This window comes from Labrenzia sp. 5N (assembly GCF_012395805.1).
GTDB classification, from domain to species: domain Bacteria; phylum Pseudomonadota; class Alphaproteobacteria; order Rhizobiales; family Stappiaceae; genus Roseibium; species Roseibium algicola.
In genome coordinates, this window is sequence record NZ_JAAZTM010000020.1 from 1,011,452 (window position 1) to 1,032,121 (window position 20,670).

Genomic DNA, 20,670 nt, shown 5'->3' on the forward strand with positions numbered 1-20,670 from the left:
AACTACCCGCGCAGACGCTCGGTCGGTTCACGCATCGTGACGAGTTCTTCAGCAGCGGTCGGATGAACGGCGATCGTCCTGTCGAAGTCGGCCTTGGTCGCGCCCATCTGCAAGGTGATGCCGAGGATCTGAGCCAGTTCGCCGGCGTCCGGTCCCATGATGTGGACACCGAGTACTTTCTGCGTGTCTGCATCGACGATCATTTTCATGAGCATCTTTTCATCGCGGCCCGACAAGGTGTGCTTCATCGGACGGAAGCTGGACTTGTAGATATCCAGATTGGGCGTCCGCTGCAGTGCTTCTTCCTGTGTGAGACCGACCGTGCCCATTTCCGGCTGCGAGAACACCGCAGTGGCAATCAGGCTGTGGTCGACCGTCCAGGGCTTGTTGCCGAAGACCGTGTCTGCAAAGGCATGGCCTTCCCGGATCGCAACCGGCGTCAGGTTGGCCCGGTTGGTGACGTCGCCAACGGCATAGATGGAAGCCACATTGGTGCGGGAGTCCGCACCAACCTTGATCGCACCCGCCGCATCCATCTCGACACCGGCCTTCTCAAGACCGAGGTCACGGGTATGCGGGTTGCGGCCGATGGCGAACATGATCTGACCTGCTTCCAGCGCAAGCCCACCCTTGGTGTAACCTGTCAGAGTGCCGTCTGCCTCCTTCTCGATCCTGGAGAACGTGTCGTTGAGCACCACCTTGATGCCCTTCTTCTCCATTTCCTGGCGAACCGCGGTCCGAAGCTCACCGTCGAAGCCGCGCAGAATTTCCTCTCCGCGATAGATCAGCGTCGTATCGACCCCCAGCCCGTTGAAGATACCGGCAAACTCGACCGCGATGTAACCACCACCGGCAACCACGATCTTGCTCGGCAGTTCGGCAAGGTGAAAGGCTTCGTTCGAGGTGATGACATGCTCGCCACCCGGCAGACCTTCGTCCACGTTCGGAGACGCGCCGACGGCCACGAGAATGTATTTCGCGCTCAAGGTCTGTCCCGTGGACAGCAGGCGGACTGTATGGGCATCTTCGATCACCGCGCGGCTGTCGTGGACTTCCACGTCGGTCCGCTCGAGATTGCGCCGGTAGATCCCTTCGAGGCGCGTGATCTCCTGATCCTTTGCCGCAACAAGCTTGTCCCACGAGAAGGCGCGTTCGCCGACCGTCCAGCCAAAGCCTTCCGCATCTTCGAATTCTTCGGAAAACTTCGAGGCGTAGACAAACAGCTTCTTGGGCACACAGCCGCGAATGACGCAGGTACCGCCGTAACGGTACTCCTCGGCGATACCGACCCGGGCGCCGTGTGTCGCGGCAATTCTGGCAGCGCGTACGCCGCCGGAGCCGCCGCCAATAACAAAGAGATCGTAATCGTAGTCGGTCATCAGTGCCTCATCGTGATCAAAAGTCCGCCGGCTGCCGTCCGGCAGAGCCTTGCCAGCCCCGCAGATAGGCAACCGAAGCTGCGGTACAAGTCCGGATGCCCGGTAGGGCCAGGCCATCAGGGACAGCCAAAACGGGCCATTTCCAAAAGAATTGGGCCGCTTGCGCGGCCCGAAAGCCGGACATGACCCCGGCCTCACTTATTCGTGTGAAAGGCGTGTTCCCTGCCATCGGCATGGCCGACGCGGGAGCCCTGCCTTTACTGAGCTGCGTTCAGCTTGGCCAGTTCTTCCTGAACCATGGTCACCATTTCGGTGGAAACCTTGTCCTGCCATTCACGGGCAGCACCAACGGAATACTGCGTGATGGTCGGGATCTTTTCGGTCAGCTTCTGGCCGAGTTCGGTGCTGTAGAATTCAGCAAGCTGGTTCAGCTCTTCTTCGGTGAAGGCGTCTGCCCAGGCCTTGTAAACCAGATTGTTGAGCTCGGTCCGCTTCGGCGCCAGCGTCAGCGCGACATTCTGAACGACTTCGGCGATTTCTTCCGCACGGGTCGGGTCGGACTGAATGAAAGCCGTCCGGGTCTGTTCAGCAAGGATCGGAAGAATATCGTCAAACGGTTCCAGAACCTTGGTCACAACGGCAACCTGCTTGGCTGCGGCAAGGTGGCTTTCAGATACGGCATCCTGTGCGGCTGCGCCCGAGGCGACAAAACCAGCGGCCATCATGGCTGCGCCCAATACAGCTGCCCGCGGGAAAGATTTGATAAGCTTCATTTTTCTACTCCTAGGCGGCTTTCATCTTTAGTCTGGAAAGCCAAATCCACACCACTTAGATGGGCAAGACGGTCTTTACCCCATCTGTGCCGGCCACGTAAGCTTTTGTTGCAAGTTCAATGAAGAGGCCGTGTTCGACAACCCCCGGGATGGCAACCAGCCGGTCGCCCAGGGTCTGGACCTCGGGTATGCTTTCAAGCTGCGCATCCAGGATGAAGTGACCTCCATCCGTGACGAAAGGCTGAGCCGATCCGCCGCGCAAAGCCATGTTCAACGGCAGACCAAGATCCCCAAACACTTTCAGGATCGCGCGCCGCGTTGCTTCCAGACCGAAGGGAACGACTTCGATCGGCAGGGGAAAGCGGCCAAGCGTCGCAACTTCCTTGCTGCCGTCTGCAATGACGATCATGTTGGCCGACGCTGATGCCACGATCTTCTCGCGCAGCAAGGCTCCTCCACCACCCTTGATGAGCGACAGATGGGGGTCCAGTTCATCGGCTCCATCGACGGTCAGATCAAGTTCCGGCAATTCATCGAGCGTGGTCAGCCGAATGCCGAGGCTCGACGCCAGTTCCCGCGTGCGCTCCGAAGTCGGCACACCGATAACGTCCAGGCCATCCTGTACCCGACGGGCAAGTGCATGGACGAAGAATTCCGCGGTCGAACCGGTCCCAATTCCAAGACGCATTCCGGATGTGACATCGTCGGCAGCGCGCTCCGCCGCCAGTTTCTTGTACTGGTCGCTCATTTACCGTTCCTAGGGCCAACCTGTCGGCGGAGAAGACCAAGCAATCATCTCCATCCGGCCGCCGGGTGCTTAACATGGCCGGCCTCCGCCGGTCCAGTGACATTCCCCCTCTTCAACGGGGAAACACCGCCATAGCGCCCATATCCGCGGTTTATTAACCATCATTTCAGACCAACAATAGATAATGCTTTCAATTGTCTAGGGTTTGGAAAGCACAGAATCAAATGAACATTCTTCGACTTAGACCAAGGCAGAAAGACGAATACAATAATTTAAACAACAAGATACCTGCCCCTGAGGAAACTGACAATACTTCCGGAAACCAGCCGGAAGCGCAGCTGGCGGCCAGCCAGATGAGCTTCGTACTGGACAGCCTGGAAGACGATCTGCAAGTCGCGGCCAAGACAATCAACGCCGCGGCGGAGAAGGTGCAGGACCGGCTCGTCAGTCAGATGGACAAGCTGGAGACCATCCGCAGCGACAGTCAGTCGCTTGCGGACCAATCGGCCGTTGCCAATGAGAACGCTTCGGGACTGGCCACGTCCATTCAGGATCTCACCACCTCCAGCAGCGAAATCGGACAGCAGGTCGGTGTGTCCAACCAGTTGGCACAAGAGGCCCGCGACGTCGCGGCCCAGGTCAACCAGGGTGTTCTGGAGCTCAAGAACGCGATCGATGACATTGCCAATGTCGTCAGCCTGATTTCGGACATTGCCAAGCAAACAAACCTGCTGGCCCTGAACGCCACCATCGAAGCTGCCCGCGCAGGCGAAGCCGGCCGTGGCTTTTCCGTTGTCGCGAGCGAGGTGAAGGCGCTGTCGGTGGAAACCCAGTCGGCAACTGAACAGATCGTCGCCAACATCGACCGCCTCAACCAGTCAGCGGAACTCAGCCTCGGCTCGGTCAACCAGATCATCGATGTTATCGGCAGGATACGGCCCAGCTTTGCGGCTGTCGAAGATGCGGTTCAGACCCAGGTTGAGACCACGAACCGGATCGGTGACCAGGCACAGCAGACGGCGGACTTCGTTCAGGAAGTGCTGCGCACCGCGCAGACGATCACGGAGTCTGCGGCGGCAGCAGAAGAAGGTGGCATGCTGGCGCGCGAAACCGGAGCGGAAATGAGCACGGCTTCAAAAGCGCTGCAGTCCCGCTTCACCATGATGATCCGGCAGACCGAAATCGGCGATCGTCGTCAGCACGACCGATTGCCGATCAAGATTTCCGGATCGGTGACAGCAGGCGGAACATCCGCACAGATCGAGACCCACGACATTTCGGAAGGCGGCACGCTGTTCCGGCCCGAAGGTGGCTCCAACCTGAAACAGGGCATGAATGCCCGTCTTGATCTCACCGGAATCGGCCAGGTGGAAGTCCGCATCGTCGCCGTTTCCGAACATGGTTGCCACGGTTGCTTCGTTAACAAGGATGCCGGGTTTCAGGCGGACCTGGAGCGCAAGATCGCATCCATTCATGAAAGCCACGCTGTCGAAGTGGAACGCGTCCAGACAGGGGCTTCACGCATTTCCAACGCGATGGAAGGTCTCATCGCGCAGCGTCAGCTGACCATGGACGACCTGTTCGATACCAATTACCAGCACATAGCCGGCACCAACCCACCGCAGGTGTCGACCCGCGCGTTGGCTCATCTGGAAAAAATCCTGCCAACGATCCAGGAAGAAATCCTCGGCAAATGCAAGGGTATGGCCTTTTGCGCCTCGGTCGATCGCAACGGCTATCTGCCGGTACACAATCTGATCTACTCGAAGCCGCAAAAACCGGATGATGTTGCCTGGAACACGGCCAACTGCCGCAACAAGCGCATCTTCGATGACCGGGCCGGCCTCAGCGCGGCGCGCAACACGCGCCCCTTCCTGATCCAGTCCTATGCCCGGGACATGGGCGGCGGCAATATCGTCTGGATGAAGGAGATCGACGCGCCGATCATCGTTCAGGGCCGTCACTGGGGTGGCTTCCGGACCGCGTACAAACTCTAGAACAAACCGGCGGAGCCGATCCCCCCTTGCGGCGGAGCGGCTATGCAGCTAGGCATTGAAGGCGGCCTGCGTTCAGGTGAATGCAGGCCTTTCCCACATTCCGGGGCCGGTTTACCTGCCCGCAATCATGCCTTTCAGCATGAATGCGTTCTTGCCGTCCCACTCCTGCATTTCAGAGGGTCTCATGTCCGTTCTGGTTTTCGATCTGGATGGCACGCTGGTGTCGTCCATGGAAGATCTCGTCGCCACCTTGAACGTCGTCATGACCTCCGCAGGGCATTCGGCCATTCCCCAGGACAACATCGCCAACATGGTCGGCCTGGGTGCAAAGGTGCTGATCCAGCGCGGCCTGGAATTCAACGGCATTTCCTGGACCGATGAAACCGTGGCGCCGCTCTATGTGCATTTTCTGGAGCATTATGCCGCCAATATCGCGGTACACACCAAACCGTTCGACGGCGTTGTCGCGGCGCTGGAAAACTTCCGAAAAGACGGATGGAAACTGGCGGTCTGCACCAACAAGGCCGAGCGGCTGACGCATCCGCTGTTGGCTACACTCGATCTCGCCAGGCATTTCGACGCCGTCGTCGGCGGCGATACGTTTTCCGTGGCAAAGCCGCATGCCGAACCCGTGCATGGTGCCATCCACCGGGCGGGTGGAGAAATCGGCGGTTCCATCATGATCGGTGACAGCGGCACCGACATCGATGCCGCCCGTAACGCCGGCATTCCGGTCATCGCGGTCGATTTCGGCTATACGGTCGTGCCGGTCCGGGACCTTTCCCCGGACCGGGTCATTTCGCACTTCGACGAGCTGGCTGGTGCCGTCGCTTCGCTCAAGTCCTGAGGCTGGTCCTGTCAGACATCAGAATGTCCTGATGGCATCGCCCAGGGTTTCACGGATTTCTTCCCGGCGCACGGATAGTGCCGCAATTTCCGTGTCGACATCCTCGATCCGGGTTTCGCTTTCCTCCAGCTTGCGGGCGGCACGCTTGTAGAGATCGGCCCCCGGCTCCAGAGCCGCCAGGTTGGCCCGGTGGCGTTCCTGGTCCCGGCTCTCCTCATCCTTTTCCAGCCGCAAGCGCTGGATCTGGCGCTCGATCTGCGCGATCTCGTTCTGCAGCTCCGACAGTTCCTTCAGTTTTGCAGCGGTTTCCTTGTCCGGCGAACGCCTGGAGAGATAAAGCAGCTGGTTCGCATCGGTGGAGATCAGCGAATAGGTCTCCGACAAGGTCCGCTCCTGCAGGGCGGAAACCGTTTCCGTTGTTCCCGCAGGCACTTCCACCTTCAAACGGTGGTGCGTTGCGGTGCTGTCCAATTCCTGCTCGGAGGAAAACTGCCACCCGGGACGTTTGGCATGCTCGATGACAATCGTGCGGTCACCGTCCGGGGCTCCCTTGATCGCGTATTGCGTCGAGGATCGCTCGCGCACCATCGCGTTCAGAACCCCGTCATTGACCTTGATCGAGACGATCTGGCTGTCGGCAGATGTTGACTGTGCAATCCTGACCTTCTTGTCGGTCGCAAAGCTTGCCATGCGGCTTTCGCCCGAGGGCATGCCGCTGATCTGCGCATCACCGACATATCCTTCCTTTTCGTCATAAACCGTCAGGATGCCCTGCGGCAGGCTGGTTTCGGTCTCGTTCTTGATCAGGATTGCAGCAATGGGATGCTGCAGGCCGCTTTCCGGCTGGAATACGGAAACCGTTTCGGCGGATACGACCTTGTCGACGATCGGTGCCGACAGGGTTTCCCCGCTTTCAAGGTCGACAGGCCATGGAATTGTGAAGGACGCGGTGACCGCGCCTTCGCTCACCTCGCCGACATTGGCAGCGGCCATGTTGAGAACCATTTCCGGCGCAACCGCCGAGCCAATGAAGCTGGAACGCGCCGCGCCCGGCATGCGGGCCTCGCTCTCGGCAACATCAAACTGCGGTTCCGCCCCCATGTCGACAGGAGGCACATAGCCGCTGGACACATCCACCGGCACTTCCTGCCGTTGCTTCCAGTAAAGATCGTGGAGCCGCTGTTTCAGCGTTACCGGTGCGCCGGAGGACAGGGTTATCCTGACATCGTCCCAGTCTTCGCCGCTGGCGTTTTCAAGTACGGCCCAGGCCTGCAGCCGGGCCTTGTCATCGGCCATCGTCACCACGCGGTAAGCCGTCTTCCAGATGGGAGCCGGCACGACGTAGGAAACCGCGACCTCACGTTCGCCCTCGCCTGCCACTTTCAAGGCAACGGTTCGCGCGCCGTCCGACTTGCCGTTGCCAACGGCCGACAAGGCCTTGGCAACTTTCTGCTGAATGTCTTCATCGAGAAACGTTACTTCGGTATCTGCAGACAGGCCGACACCGGTGATACGACCATCACTGAGAACCGAGATGACAAAGGACTGCCCCCTGTCGCCGTCATCCTGCACCGACACGCCGAGAACGAGACCCTCGACCGTGGACCCGGCCTTTTCCAGACGCACGCGGGTTCCCTGCAGTTTTGCCAGAAGGCGTGCGGGCGACTGCAGGTCCTCAACGGTGAACGGCAGTTTCTTGAAGGTTTCCGCCAGCGGGTTCGGGCCGGGAAGAGTAATGCCCTCGACAACGCCTGCCTCATCGAACACGACAATGCTCTTCAGCACATCGTTCACCTGTTCGAGCGGGACCGTCATGTTGATAAGGCCGCTGCTGTCAATATCCGCCTTGCGAACCACTTCGGCGAGACCACCCGAAGACAGCGTGATGCTGGTAATAGGCCCATTGTCGGCGCCAAACGCCCCGGCAGGCAGGAAAAGCCCCACGAGCGCGAGAGAATAAACGCGTGCAATCATTTAAAAACACTCCAAAAAACAGTCAGCGAAAACGATCGTCCGCTTTAAATACGGCCTTTTCGCGAAGACTGATAACGGCTCCTGACATAATCTGTCACGCGATACGACAACCTTCCGGATCCGACCGCTCGATGAATACCTCACCAAACGGAAGACCGCGCCGACAGGAAACCGCCCCACATTACGGCCCCCCCGATTTTCCAGACGTTGCCGGTCAGACGACAAAAATTTTCGCCCGGGACAGCGGGTCACCTCTTTCCGTGGCATCAGTACAAAAAGCAATTGGCTAGAACCGATGAGCCCAAGCAACAGACGTCGGCTCCAGAAAAAGGGTGTTGCGCAAGCCGTTGATTTGCCCTAGATACGCGCCACCAGCCGCCAAGGCATGGGCGATTAGCTCAGCGGGAGAGCACTCCCTTCACACGGGAGGGGTCACTGGTTCAATCCCAGTATCGCCCACCATTTTCCTTTTGCTTACATCCAGATCCGGTTGCCGCAATTTTCACTACTTTGCCGTGATCCGATTCACCACAATTGCAACTCTTGCCAGAAATCTGGGCAAATTTTCCTGAAAACCAGCCCTGCAAAAGGTGAGCGTGTATAGTGGTCAGATCCGTTCCGTTGAGCGGACCCTGATGATCGGGTGAACCGGAAGTGATCCGGTTTCGTGTTGCCCGCCAGCAAAGCCCTGGCTCCGGCACTGGGCATGGATGACATGTTTCGCTCCGCGACCAATAAAGCTGCGGCACTTATCCTGTTATTTGCGGTCCTTGCGCCCGCAACGGTCGCTCGCGCGCAGTCCTCGCAGAACATCCAACTGCCGTCAGCTCCTCTGCTCACCGACGAGCAACAGCGGCTCAATCAATCGCTTCTGCAGCAGCAGATGTTGATTCTGGAACTCGAGCGACAACGACTGGCGCAGGAAAGGCTTGAACTGGAAGAAGCGCAGCGCGTTCAGCAATTGCGCGAAGAAAGAGTTCGCCTTTTACAACTGGAAAGACAACGCCGGCTGGGCCAGCCGCAAAACAGGTCTTACTATCGGCGCCAGCAATACCAGCGCGAAGACTACCGGCCGCAGCGGGGCCAGCCACAACAATACCAACGCCAGCAATTCCAGTCACAGCAGTTCCGACGGCAATAAGCTCTTTCGAGCAAGAAATTCAGGTTCAATCCCCAAGGTAATCCGGACAGTTTGGCTTGTCGGCCTGCCTTTGAGACCCCTTCCTGCTATTGTTCTTCAAGTGATTCCCGAAGAGCAGATAGAAGATGGCCACGCAAACCGCTCCAAATCCTTTACGCGAAAAGCTCGTCAAGGGGCTGTCCTATCATCAGTCCGGTGAGATTGAAAAGGCGCAGCGGTGCTACAAGCTGGTATTGAAAAAGGCGCCGACCAATCCGGATGCGCTCAATCTGCTAGGCGTGACCTACAGGCAATTGGGATCGCCCAAAAAGGCCGTTGAATACATCCAGAAGGCGATTGCCCAGAACCCGAACCAGGCGTCGTTCTATGCCAACCTCGCCCGAGCGATGATGGACATCGGAACGGATTCGGAAAGCATGCTCGCCGTTTCGGAAAAAGCCCTGTCGCTCAACCCGAAAGAGCGCGAGGCACTCAACATCAAGGCAATTGCGCTGACCGGGCTGCAACAGTTTGAAGAAGCGGAAGCAATCTTCAAGAGCTTGCTTGTCTCCAATCCGAACCATGGTGAAGTCTACACGAACTATGGCCTGCTTCTGCGCAAGAACAACCGATTTGAAGAAGCGCTCACCTTCTTCAAACGCGCGGAAATGCTTGCACCGGACAACGTGGAAAACTGTATCGAACAGGCCCGTTGTCGCCTTGAACTGAAACAGTTCGACGCCTCGCTCGAGGCGATCGACAAGGCCTTGGAGCGCTTCAAGAACAACCCGCTCCTGCTCCACGAAAAGGCCCGTATCCTGTTCTCGATTTCCAGGGCACACGAGGGCTTGAAATACGCCGAAGAGGCCGTCAGAGGCACACCGGGCAACTATCACTGCAAGGTTACGCTCGGGGTTCACTACCTCATGCTCGGCCGCGGACAGGACAGTATCGACATTCTCCAGAAGGCAAAGGAGGAAGCACCTGGCGGCGTGATTTCCGGCCTCGACTGGAACCTGTCGCTCGCCTATCTGTCGATGGGCAACCTCGAAACGGGTTGGGACATTCACGCGGCCCGCTTTGAAGACAAGAAAGCAACCTCCCAACGACGTGAGTTTCCAAAGCCGGAATGGGAAGGCGAGGATATCTCGGACAAAACGGTGTTGCTGTGGGGCGATCAGGGGCTTGGTGACGCGCTCAAGTGCGGCACGATGTTTCTCGATATCCAGGCGCGAGCGAAAAAGCTCATTCTCGAAGTGTCGGCGAAGTCGGTTCCCTTCTTCCAGAATTCGTTTCCGGAGATCCTTGTCAGGCCCGGCACGCCAAAGGACGACCAGGCCCCGGAGGATGCGGATTACGACATAACGGCCAACATGGTCGATCTAGCGCGCTATTTCCGGCGGGATTTCGAGAGCTTCAAGAAGGCCCCCTACCCGGTTTACAAATTCAACCAGGAAAAGGCCCGCGAATATCTCGGCAGGCTGCCGGACGCCGACAAGAAACCGATTATCGGCGTCTCCTGGCGCTCACGGAACCTGGAAAAATACCGCGCGCGCTATTACCTGTCCGCGCCTGATTTTGCGCCGATCCTTGATGCTGAAGACGCGATCTACGTCAATCTTCAGTACATGGCCCTGCAAAAGGAGCTCGACTTCCTGGTGGCCCGCTCGGAAGGAAAGTTCACCTATTTCCCGGACGTCGATCTCTTCAACGACCTGATGGCGGCCGCCGACCTGACCGCCATTTGCGATGTTGTGGTTTCGGCAAATACCAGTGTTGCAGACATGGCGGGCATTCTTGGCGTTCCCTGCGTGCGCTTCGGCCCGGTGGAACCCGCCCTGTTGCTCGGCCAGGCCAATCCTCCCTGGTATCCAAGCATGAAGTACATCTACATCGACGAGACGCATCCGACGGTGGAGATGGTACCGCAGGTCATTCAGGTCATGCGTGAAGAACTGGCAGCCGGTTATCCTGGCAAACGGAACGAACGGCTGGGCCTGTAGAAAGCTTTGCAGGCGCTGCCAGTGAACCTGCGGCAAAGCAGTGCGAACGTTTGTTGAACTGGCCGCTCCGCCTTAGCGAGCCTTTCTGGCAATCGCAACAAGCGTATCGGTCGCGTCGATCTTGCGGAGCGCAGCCTCGTAAGCCGACCTGAGTTCCGGTGTTTCCAATGCGGACAGGCTTGACTTGTGGCCACCGGGCTTGCCGTTGGCAAGCCAGCCGAGATGGTTGGAAAGCGGATACCGCTGCACCCCTTCAATCACGACATCCGCAAAGCCGGCAGCGACAAGCAGCCGCCTCAGGCTTTCGCGTGTGTGGAGAATAAGGTGCTGGCTCCAGAGGGTGAAATTCTTGAAAGCTTCGTTCTGAAGATTGGACAACAGGAAATCGGAAGCATGCGGAACCTCGACAATCAGTGTTCCGGTGTCCGTCAGCAGTGCGCGCAACTCTCGCAAGGTTGAAAGCGGGTCGGGAAGATGCTCCAGCACATGAAAGGCAAAGACCGCATCCTGCGTTGCCGGAGCGATCTGGTTTGGATTGTCCACGCAGCGATAGCCATCGGCAACCAGCGCCTCGATGTAACCCCTGTGCAGCTCGATCCCCGTGACATCGGCACCACGACTGGCGGCCTCTCTCAGGAAAAGCCCTTTCCAGCATCCAAACTCGGTGACTGTCTTGCCCGTATAAAACTGCTTGTAGGCATCCAGACGCCGGTACTGATCCTGTTGGTATTCGTAGTCCCAGTCGATGCGCTTGTAGAAGTCGTCCTTGCGGTGTTCAGCGCCTTCGTAGGTCTCGTCGCCGACATAGTAATCATTGATATAGACAACACCTGAAACCGTGTCGCGATAGACGGTCAAACCCTCCTTGTCGCGGGTACGGGGTGCAAAAACACTCTGGGTTTCAAGGGATGCAAGGCCGAGCTGCTGCAGCGTATCGAACACCGAAAGGTTCTTTTGCAGTGGGTCTACGGCCATATTTCACCTTCTCAGTCGCAAGGTGCCCGGGGAGCGAAGACGTTTGCAGATTGCACGTATCGCGAACCCCGAACCCAAATTCTTCCATGTCACCACCTGGAGTGATGACGGTCCTGTCAGTTGGCAATCATGCCCCGTGCAATCAGCAGCTCGGAGACTTCATTCAGCACACCGGCACCGCCGGCACTTTCCAGAACCACCGTTGCCGTTGCCTTCACTTCAGCAGGCGCATTGCGCGGCGCGATGCTCAGACCGCAAGCCTTCATGCAGTCGAGATCCGCAATGTCTGCGCCGATATAGGCAATCTCGGACCACTCCAGCCCCTTTTTGGTGCGCCAGTCCGAAAGGGTTTCCATCTTGTCGAACAGATGATGCTTGTAATCCATGGCAAGCTTGCGGGCGCGCTGGACAGCGAGACTGTCCTCTTCCCGATCCAGCATCAGCAACATCATGCCGCGGCCAAGCAGACGGTCGAGACCGATTTCATCATACCGGTTGCAGACGATTGACTCCGTGCCGTCTCGATTGACGAAAACCGTATTGTCCGTGTGCACACCGGCAAAGGCGGTCACAACCGCCCGCAAGGGCTGGGTCTCAGTCTCGGTCAGGAAGCCGGTGAAGGGTTCTGAACGGATGAAAGCCTCGGCCATGTCCCAGTCCTGTGAAGTATCGATCTCGATCCAGGTCGAATCCACCGGAACCAGGATCGTCTTTCCGCAGTAACGGTTGCCCGCTTCCAGGAATTCGGGAACACGCATGGCGTAGACGGCACCGTTTTCCCTGTATCTTGCAGAGATATCCTGCCGGCGAACGCGTTGTTTGCTCGGATCATGGTTGAGACCGACGCCTTCGCCGCTGGGGCCGACTTCCCAGTAGAAGCCATGGTCATCGACCACCGAGATCGCGCTGGTCGCGTTCTTGGCCAGCAACGCTTCCACAACATGATCGACATGATGTGCCTGCGTGAAAGGGGCCGTGCACTGCAGGAAAACCAGAATGTCCGGCGGTTCGCTGACAAGGCTTGGCTCGTTCTGCAGAAGATGGATCAACGCGGACTCCGAGCTCGCGGTCGGTCCGGAAAGTTCGGTCGGGCGCAAAACGGATTTTGCCCCGTATTTCTCACCGACTGTCAGAATTTCCGCTGAATCGCTCGAAACGAATACTTCAGACACGAAACGCGACCCGCGTGCAGCACGCACGGTCCGGCCGACAAGCGGAATGCCGTTCAAGGGCCGGATGTTTTTGCCCGGAAGACCGACGGAACCGCCTCTGGCAGGAATGGCCGCTACTATTTTCATTTTCTGCTCAACCACCTCGGAGAAGCTGGGGTCACTCTGGTTTGCGCGCGAACACGGTTACGAAAGATCCCCAGAACGCCGGCGACACATCCGCGTCGGCCCGTGCCATGCTGTCGAACGTTTCGCGCGTGGCAAAACGCGTTCCGAAATAGGGATATTCGACCATTTCGATGCGGAATCCCGTGTCACGCAGCAGCCTGACAAGAGAATCGTCAGAGAACAGGCTCACATGAGTTGGGTCATGCAGCAACCGGAAACGATCACCGTAGACCCGGGCGGCCGCAGAAGCGAAATTCGGCGTGCCACAAATGAAGTCACCACCCGGTTTCAGGATCTCGAAGATGGTTTCAACAAAGGGGATCGGCTCGTCGACATGCTCGATAACATGGTTGGCGGTCACCACATCGAACGTGCTTGAAGGAAACGTACCCTTCTCCAGAACACCGTGCCGAAGCTCTGCCGAACACCATTGGCGAGCGACCTCTACCGCCTTCTCGGAAGGATCCAGGCCGAAACACTCGTTCTTGCCCGTGAGTTGCTCAAGCAATTCGCCAAGGCCGAAGCCGATATCAAGCACTCGTCCCGGCGACCGTGCGTTGACGTAGTCCGCGATATAGCGAACATCTTCCTTGCGCTGATCACGCTCGGCTTCAATGTCCCTGACCTTGCCGTCCGGATCCGTCTTTGCTTCCCAATAGTCCTGCGGGAGCGGCCGGGCTGGATAAGCCACATAATAGCTCTCCCCCCGGTAAAGATTCAGGCAGCGGTCAATGATGGACATAAATGGCTCTTGAACAAAAAAAGGGCCGACCGGTTCCGGTCAGCCCACCAATACCTCAATCGTCTCACGCCGCCTGCAGCGTGACTTTCCGGCGAAGCTTTTCCGCGATCGGCTTCTCGTCTTCATAGAAGCGCAGAACCCCGTCGCCCCGGACCACTTCCACCCGGCGCACCTGCGAAACCAGCTCAGCGACTTCCGGCATTTCAAGCGACGCCTTCTGGTCGGACCCCCAGTCCGAGCGATCCAGCGTGACATGCCGTTCAATGGAACACGCCCCAAGAGCGGCGGCACAGACGCTTGGCAGGATACCTTCTTCGTGACCGGAAAAACCGATCTTCAGATGGGGGAAAGCGTCCTTCAGGGTCGAAATGCCAAGCAGATTGATCTCGTCATCGCGCGTCGGATAGGTGGAGGTGCAGTGGTACAGGCAGGCGATCTCGCCGCCGGAGCGCTCGATCACGTCAACGAAGCTCTTCACCATTGCCATGTCGCTCATGCCGGTGGAAACCAGCAAGGGCCGGCCACTGCGAGCGCAATACTCCAGGAAATCCCGATCGGTCACCATCGCGGAAGCGACCTTGATATAGGGGGTGTCGTAGTCCAGCAGGAAATCGACTGACCCTTCGTCCCATGGCGAGGCAAACCAGTCGATGCCCAGTTCCTTCGACAGCTTGTCGATGCGGTCGTAGTCGGCCTTGCCGAATTCCAGACCGCGCTTCAGATCGCCGTTCGTTGCGCCGAAGACGTTTTCACGGGGACGTGCCAGCTCTTCAGCGGAATAGACGACGTCGATCGTACGCTTTTGAAACTTGACTGCGTCGCACCCGGCCTCCTTCGACTTGCGGATCATTTCGAGGGCCTGGTCGATATCGCCATTATGGTTGATACCGATTTCGGCAATCACATAGGTTCGACTGTCGGAGATCATGGCTCAGTACCTTGATGTTTGGCCTGCAGCGTTCAAGTGGCCCTGCTGACTTGCCATTTTTAAGACAGATTCTTGCCACTGCAGGCAATGTCTGTCCACCCGCGAACCCCATATTAGGGTGTATTGACCCTGCTTTCTTTGGAAAACCCAAAATAGATCATTAATAAAGCCGCGGGGGCACGTGTTAAACACGCGCCCCCGGCCAAAGATCTAAGCATTAATAACAGATTAAGCCGTTGCCGACTCAGCCGACAAACGCACGCTCGACAACGAACTCTGCCGGCTTGTTGTTTGCACCTTCGGTGAGGCCTGCTTCTTCCAGAAGCGCCTTGGTGTCCTTCAACATGTCCATGGAACCGCAGATCATGCCGCGGTCAACGGCGGGATCGAGCGGCGGCACGCCGAGGTCTTCAAACAGTTTGCCGGACTTGATCAGATCGGTGATACGGCCCTGACGCGGAAAGTCTTCCCGGGTCACGGAGGTGTAATGGACCAGCTTGTCCTTTGCGAACTCACCGATCAGCGGATCGTTGATGGTTTCCTGCACAAGGTCCTCGCCGTATTTCAGCTCGGAAACTTCACGGCAGGTATGGGTCAGGATCACCTGGTCGAATTTTTCGTAGGTGTCCGGGTCACGGATCAGGCTCGCAAAAGGTGCGATGCCGGTTCCGGTGGAGAACATGTAGACGCGCTTGCCGGGGATGAGCGCATCGTTCACCAGCGTGCCGGTCGGCTTCTTCTTCATCAGCACGGCATCACCCGGCTGGATCTTCTGAAGATGAGACGTCAGCGGGCCGTCCGGAACCTTGATGGAGAAGAACTCGAGCTCTTCGTCCCATGCCGGGCTGGCGATGGAATAAGCGCGATAGAGCGGCTTGCCGTCGATCATCAGACCGATCATCACGAATTCCCCGGAGCGGAAGCGGAAGCTCGCCGGGCGTGTCATGCGAAAGCGGAACAGGCGGTCCGTGTAATGCTGGACGGATTTCACTTCCTCGACGAAAGCGCCAGCCGGGGCGGCAGCTTCGAGGTCGGCGGGTTTGGCAAGTACGTTCATGTCAATCTTGGTCCGTATGTCAGCGCTCGTATTAGATTGTGCCTCATGTAGCACTAGTCCAGCCTTGACTTGAAGCAACTGCGATCCACTAAACGCACTTAGTTCAAAAAAATCATTCTAAAAATGTTCAAGATTCCGTCCTACAGGCATTCGCAGGCCTACCCTGACGGGCCATCCGGCGATGCCGGACGGCCACGCCACCTGCATTACACGTCAGCGTCTTTCTTCAATTGTCGTCACGGTTTCCCGAAAGAAATCGAGCTTTCCGTTGTCTTCGTGGCTGAGGATATAGGTGATGCTTTCACATTCGCAGTTCCTGACAGGATAGAAGAACCGTTGCTCGAAACGGGTCAGGAACCATCCCTGCCCCAATGCCTGGGAGGCGAGAGCGAGAATATGTGTTCCCTTCGGAAAAACGTCCTGTGCAAGGCGCTGCAGGACACCAGCCATTTCCTCCAGCCCGGAGGCCACCTGCCAGGCAACGTCGGTTTCATCGCGGTAGTGGTCGATACGGAAGTCCAGTTGTTCCGACAGTTCGCCGAAGAGTTCCGGTGACCCTTTTTCAAACAGATCAAGCACACGATGAATGGCGATCGGTTCGGTTCGAGGCAGCGGAAAGGTTTCTGACGGAGACAGGGGTATTGCGGAATTCATTCGGGAGTTCCTTCGGTACGGCGTTGCAATTGACCGCCCGAGTTGTGCCCTCAGCTTGTTTCGCAGTATACTCCTATGATTTCTATCGTTGATATAGGCAATTCCTATGCTTGAAGTGACCCCGCTTCGCTATTTCGTCAGCGCCTTCGAATTGGGAACGATCAGCGCAGCAGCGATGGGACACGGTATTTCCCAACCGTCCTTGTCCCAGGCCTTGCAGAAACTTGAAGACGCGATTGGAACGTCGCTGTTTGTCCGTTCCCGCACCGGGTTACGCCCGACACCGGCTGGTCGCGATTTGTATCACCATGCCCAGTCTATCCTGCGGGCTGTCGGAGAGGCCGAGAACCGCTTCCTGAAAGAACCCCCACTTCGCCTGAGCCTCTATACGGCGCCCGATATTCTGCTTCCCGCGTTTCAGGGGGCGTTCCATGCCCTGCGCACCACTTATCCGACACTGGAAATGCGTTTCGAGCAGGCAGCGGCGGACGCGGAACTTTCTCTGGTCGACAAGGCCTGTTCCCCCAGGAGCCACAAGTACCGGGAACTCTACAGCGAGCCTTATGTACTTGCCGTTGCAAGGTCTCATCCGCTGGCCGGACGCAACAGGATTTCCATGAACGACCTTCAGTCCGTTTCCCTGATCTCCCGCAGGTATTGCCCGAATTATGATGCCCTGCTGGCTGAATTCGCCCTGGCGGGCCTGCCGTTGAACGTTTCAGCTGAAGCTGTCAACGATCAGCAGGTACTGGAATTGGCCGGATTAGGCTTTGGCGCTGCCATCCTTCCAGCCGGTCATTTGAAGATGAAGGATACTTTGACGGGCGTCCCGCTCGACCATGAAGGCCTGGAGCGGCGCAGCGTCGGCATCGCGGTGAAAAAGACAGCATTTGCCGATGAAATGTTCCGCACCTGGATGACGGGCTGGGCAACGCTGCCAATTCGTTTGTGACATTTACGAGAATATCAGGTCTGTAAGCGTTTTTTATTTGACAGATAAATACAAACTGCAAAACTTGCTGAAAGCCAAAGACAAATGGCAATAATACCTTCCATAGAGGCACAGTAAATGTCCGGACGCGCGCACGATGAATCAGGCCAGAAGATAGCATTCGTGCTCATGGAGCGATTTTCCATGAACGCTTTCGCCAGCGTTATCGAACCTGTCAGAATAGCAAATCGCCTTTTGGGAAGAGAGTACTACCAATGGACAACTTATTCGCTTGACGGGAATCCCGTCACGGCGAGCAACGGCTGCGAAGTCGCGGTCAAAAAATCTATTCGCGACCTGCACGATGCCGACATTACACTTTTGTGCACCGGCATCGACGTCGAGCGCCTGCCGCTGGACACGGAACTCGGCAACAAGCTGCGCCGTCTGAACGCAATGGGCCGCACCTTTGGCGCCATCTGCACCGGTGCCTATCTGCTTGCCCGGTATCATCTTCTCGACGGTCGCCGCTGCACCATCCATTGGGAAAACCTGAGATCCCTGCGGGAAGAATTTCCGGATGTCGAAGTAACGTCCGATATCTTTGCGATCGACCGCAACTGTATCACCTGTGCCGGCGGCATGGCGTCGCTCGACATGATGCTGCGCCTGATCGCGATCCAGCATGGTGCCTATCTTGCCCATGAAGTTGCCGAAGTCGCGCTCTACCAGAACATGCGTTCCGGCGAATCTGCGCAGCGCCATGACATCGAGGCCCGGACCGGCATTTCGAATGCCAAGATCCTCGACGCGATCCGGATCATGGATTTGCATATCGAAGACCCGCTGAGCTGCCAGCAACTTGCGATGACGGTCAACCTGTCGCCGCGCCAGCTGGAGCGCCTGTTCCGGCGTCATTTCAACTGCACGCCCGGCCAGTACTACTTGCGCCTGCGCCTTGAAACCGCGCGCGACCTGTTGCGCCGGACCAGCCGCCCGGTGCTGGATGTCGCTTTGGCCTGCGGCTTTGCCTCCACCTCGCATTTCACCAAATGCTACCGCGAGCGCTTCTTGTGCACACCGACGGAGGAACGTCAGTCCTACCAGTGGGCCAACACCAAGACGACATCCGGGGTCGGCACCGCCACCCCCATGCGGCTGATCGCCAAGTAAGACACGACCTGAAAAACCAGTTCTCGAACGCCGCGGTCTTCGCGGCGTTTTTTTGTAGCCCGCCATGGTCAACCAGGACGTAGAGTAGCGAAGATCCGTGATCGGTGAGCCGAGATCTGGCGAAACAAGCCGAAGACGACAGCGAACACAACGTTTCCACTGTCCCGGCTCGCGCTTTGCTTGGCCGGAATGACATTGGAAACGCAAGTCCTTGACCGTGGTCCAAAGCGCCACGAATTCTGCTGGAAAAAGCTAGAGCAGGCGCCAGAGACCCAGTGGAATGAGGTAAAGGCCAAGGGCGAGGATTGCTGCCAGCACGAGCCGGCGGAAACCGGCCTCCGACACTTTCTTGCGCGTGTGCTGTCCAAACCAGACGCCGGACAGGGCCGGTACGACCAGCGCAGCAGAGGCCACCGCTTCCTGGCCTCCCATCAGTCCGAAACCGCCAAGTGAAATGCCGAGCGCCGTCGTCGACAGCAGGAATAGGAGACCCATTGCCTGGATAAGTTCGTCTCGCGTGAGCCCCAGCGCCTGCAGATACATGACACCGGGCACCGTGTAGGACCCCGTCAGTCCCGAAAGGACACCGTTGACCAGCCCGACGACCACTCCAACCGGGACGACCCGGTTTTCCGGAATATGCAGCACCAGCCCTGCAAGCATCGGCACCGCGTAGGAAACCATCAGTATCCCCAGAAGCAGATCGGCAGCACCTTCCGGCAACTGGGTGAGGATGAAGGTTCCGGCGGCGAGCATCACCACGGCTGACACCAGAAACGGCCAGAGACGGGGCAAGAGAACGCGCAGGTAACCACCTGACAGGCTTTGCCAGAGGTTGGTCAGGAATGCCGGCCAGAGGATAAGGACCATCGCCTTTTCGACACCGACAAACACAGTCATCAGGCCAAGCCCGATTGTCGGCAATCCGAAGCCCACAAGCCCCTTGATGAACCCTGCGCTCAGAAACACCAGCACGGCAATCAGTATCAGTCCCGGACCGGCTGCGCCTAAATCCGTCACGCCTTCACCTGTTGCTGCATGGGGTCTCTTGCTTCTTCTATCCGTCGCCCGTGGGCAGAGTGTAGCCTTCGATCAGCTTGTTCAGCTCACCGGATTCACGGCGACGCTGCAGTTCCTCATCAAAGGACTCCAGCATTCTTATACACGGTGTCGCGCGGGAGAACAGGAAATGAACCGTGTTGACAGCCGCAGACCACGGCAGGACCTCGACCTTTCCTTCGACCCCGGCTTCCTGGATCATCATCTCGCCGTCCCGGCGGGCAATGACCAGATAGTCGGCCTTATCCTCTGCCAGCAGGTACATGTTGGTCTTGAAGTCGTCGAAGGGTTGCCGATCGATGGACAGTTTGGCAGCCGCATAGGTCTCGAATTCTTCGCCAAACGATGCCCCGAACGGTGCAACGCCCCTCAGTCCCGCAAGGTCTTCAAGAGATGCAGGGCGAATATCCAGGCTGGTGCGGACAAAGACACCGACATCTTCGTGCATGACCGGCAGACTGACGCCGAACTTGGCGAGCCTTTCGTCAGTCAGATAGGCCCCCGCCAGGACGTCGATCTGCCCATGCTCAAGCAATGTCAAAAGCCGTTTCCACGGCAGATCCGGCCCCATGACCAAAGGCAAATCCAATGCTGAAAAGATTTCAATTGCGAGGTCAGGAAGCACACCATTGAGGCCGACATCGGCTTCCTGGCGCATGGAAATCGGGTACCAGACACTGGAACCGTTCAACTTGACGGAGGAACAGTCATTCGTGTCGGCACGGGCAGCAGAGGACAGTGTCAAAGCCAGGCAAGCAAGACCCGAAACCAGTATTCTCTTTCTCAAATGATTGAAAACACTCATTTTATACCGCTCAAACAAAGCCATGAATGAAGTCAGGCAAATCAGTGAAACTTCTTTTGACTAATCGGTCAATCAAAAAAACACGTTTTACGTGTGCATGCGTTGTATTTGCGGTTTCATTTTGACAACGGCATCTACGGCTCTTGCAAAAATTCACAATAAGATCCC

18 protein-coding genes and 1 tRNA gene are annotated in these 20,670 nt (G+C 57.6%); 7 read left to right on the plus strand and 12 right to left on the minus strand.

Annotated features, from left to right (window positions below; genetic code table 11):
- Window positions 1-2: 2 nt before the first annotated feature.
- From gor to rpiA, 3 genes are all read right to left on the minus strand, one after another.
- The gene (gene gor / locus HEP89_RS25065) at window positions 3-1,379 is read right to left on the minus strand and encodes a glutathione-disulfide reductase (protein WP_168693301.1); all 1,377 of its coding nucleotides are present in this window, start codon (window positions 1,377-1,379) and stop codon (window positions 3-5) included.
- Window positions 1,380-1,636: 257 nt separating this feature from the next.
- Window positions 1,637-2,152, minus strand: a complete 516-nt coding sequence (locus tag HEP89_RS25070; RefSeq protein WP_031270696.1) for a DUF2059 domain-containing protein — start codon at window positions 2,150-2,152, stop codon at window positions 1,637-1,639.
- A 55-nt stretch (window positions 2,153-2,207) separates the two neighbouring features.
- On the minus strand, window positions 2,208-2,900 hold the full coding sequence (gene rpiA / locus HEP89_RS25075) for a ribose-5-phosphate isomerase RpiA (protein WP_023003895.1): 693 nt from the start codon (window positions 2,898-2,900) through the stop codon (window positions 2,208-2,210).
- A 353-nt stretch (window positions 2,901-3,253) separates the two neighbouring features.
- Here rpiA and HEP89_RS25080 point away from each other — a divergent pair, with 353 nt between their 5' ends.
- Together HEP89_RS25080 and HEP89_RS25085 are read left to right on the plus strand one after the other, a co-directional pair.
- Entirely contained in the window at window positions 3,254-4,897 is a 1,644-nt protein-coding gene (locus HEP89_RS25080; RefSeq protein WP_209014823.1) for a methyl-accepting chemotaxis protein, read from the plus strand.
- 184 nt (window positions 4,898-5,081) lie between these two features.
- Window positions 5,082-5,744 (plus strand): HAD hydrolase-like protein, encoded by a 663-nt coding sequence (locus HEP89_RS25085; protein ID WP_168693303.1) that lies wholly within the window; start codon window positions 5,082-5,084, stop codon window positions 5,742-5,744.
- Window positions 5,745-5,762: 18 nt separating this feature from the next.
- Here HEP89_RS25085 and HEP89_RS25090 read toward each other — a convergent pair whose 3' ends face one another.
- Complete coding sequence (locus HEP89_RS25090) at window positions 5,763-7,718, minus strand: DUF4139 domain-containing protein (protein ID WP_168693304.1); 1,956 nt, start codon at window positions 7,716-7,718, stop codon at window positions 5,763-5,765.
- A 387-nt stretch (window positions 7,719-8,105) separates the two neighbouring features.
- Here HEP89_RS25090 and HEP89_RS25095 point away from each other — a divergent pair.
- The 3 genes from HEP89_RS25095 (at window position 8,106) to HEP89_RS25105 (ending at window position 10,841) form a co-directional block, all read left to right on the plus strand.
- A tRNA-Val gene (locus HEP89_RS25095) sits at window positions 8,106-8,180 on the plus strand.
- Window positions 8,181-8,424: 244 nt separating this feature from the next.
- Window positions 8,425-8,859, plus strand: a complete 435-nt coding sequence (locus HEP89_RS25100) for a hypothetical protein (protein ID WP_168693305.1) — start codon at window positions 8,425-8,427, stop codon at window positions 8,857-8,859.
- Between the two features lie 125 nt (window positions 8,860-8,984).
- Window positions 8,985-10,841, plus strand: a complete 1,857-nt coding sequence (locus tag HEP89_RS25105) for a tetratricopeptide repeat protein (RefSeq protein ID WP_077290143.1) — start codon at window positions 8,985-8,987, stop codon at window positions 10,839-10,841.
- Between the two features lie 72 nt (window positions 10,842-10,913).
- On the opposite strand, the gene HEP89_RS25110 is transcribed toward HEP89_RS25105, so the two are convergent.
- The 6 genes from HEP89_RS25110 to HEP89_RS25135 form a co-directional block, all read right to left on the minus strand.
- Entirely contained in the window at window positions 10,914-11,816 is a 903-nt protein-coding gene (locus tag HEP89_RS25110) for a class I SAM-dependent methyltransferase (RefSeq protein ID WP_168693306.1), read from the minus strand.
- A gap of 116 nt (window positions 11,817-11,932) precedes the next feature.
- On the minus strand, window positions 11,933-13,114 hold the full coding sequence (locus HEP89_RS25115; protein ID WP_055653552.1) for an acylneuraminate cytidylyltransferase: 1,182 nt from the start codon (window positions 13,112-13,114) through the stop codon (window positions 11,933-11,935).
- A gap of 31 nt (window positions 13,115-13,145) precedes the next feature.
- Window positions 13,146-13,895 (minus strand): class I SAM-dependent methyltransferase, encoded by a 750-nt coding sequence (locus HEP89_RS25120; RefSeq protein ID WP_077290145.1) that lies wholly within the window; start codon window positions 13,893-13,895, stop codon window positions 13,146-13,148.
- Between the two features lie 64 nt (window positions 13,896-13,959).
- On the minus strand, window positions 13,960-14,823 hold the full coding sequence (locus HEP89_RS25125) for an N-acetylneuraminate synthase family protein (RefSeq protein WP_023003886.1): 864 nt from the start codon (window positions 14,821-14,823) through the stop codon (window positions 13,960-13,962).
- A gap of 244 nt (window positions 14,824-15,067) precedes the next feature.
- Window positions 15,068-15,880 carry a ferredoxin--NADP reductase gene (locus tag HEP89_RS25130; RefSeq protein WP_023003885.1) on the minus strand — a complete coding sequence of 271 codons (813 nt, stop codon included), beginning with the start codon at window positions 15,878-15,880 and terminating at the stop codon, window positions 15,068-15,070.
- Window positions 15,881-16,093: 213 nt separating this feature from the next.
- Complete coding sequence (locus HEP89_RS25135) at window positions 16,094-16,534, minus strand: hypothetical protein (RefSeq protein ID WP_023003884.1); 441 nt, start codon at window positions 16,532-16,534, stop codon at window positions 16,094-16,096.
- A gap of 106 nt (window positions 16,535-16,640) precedes the next feature.
- On the opposite strand from HEP89_RS25135, the gene HEP89_RS25140 reads away from it, so the two are divergent.
- Both HEP89_RS25140 and HEP89_RS25145 read left to right on the plus strand, forming a co-directional pair.
- Complete coding sequence (locus HEP89_RS25140) at window positions 16,641-17,486, plus strand: LysR family transcriptional regulator (protein ID WP_077290146.1); 846 nt, start codon at window positions 16,641-16,643, stop codon at window positions 17,484-17,486.
- 117 nt (window positions 17,487-17,603) lie between these two features.
- Window positions 17,604-18,638 carry a GlxA family transcriptional regulator gene (locus HEP89_RS25145; RefSeq protein ID WP_023003882.1) on the plus strand — a complete coding sequence of 345 codons (1,035 nt, stop codon included), beginning with the start codon at window positions 17,604-17,606 and terminating at the stop codon, window positions 18,636-18,638.
- A 252-nt stretch (window positions 18,639-18,890) separates the two neighbouring features.
- Here the strand turns inward: HEP89_RS25145 and HEP89_RS25150 are convergent, their stop codons facing one another.
- A complete protein-coding gene (locus tag HEP89_RS25150; RefSeq protein ID WP_077290147.1) occupies window positions 18,891-19,658 on the minus strand; it encodes a sulfite exporter TauE/SafE family protein in 768 nt (255 codons plus the stop codon).
- 37 nt (window positions 19,659-19,695) lie between these two features.
- Entirely contained in the window at window positions 19,696-20,502 is an 807-nt protein-coding gene (locus HEP89_RS25155; protein WP_167579476.1) for a transporter substrate-binding domain-containing protein, read from the minus strand.
- Window positions 20,503-20,670 lie beyond the last annotated feature (168 nt).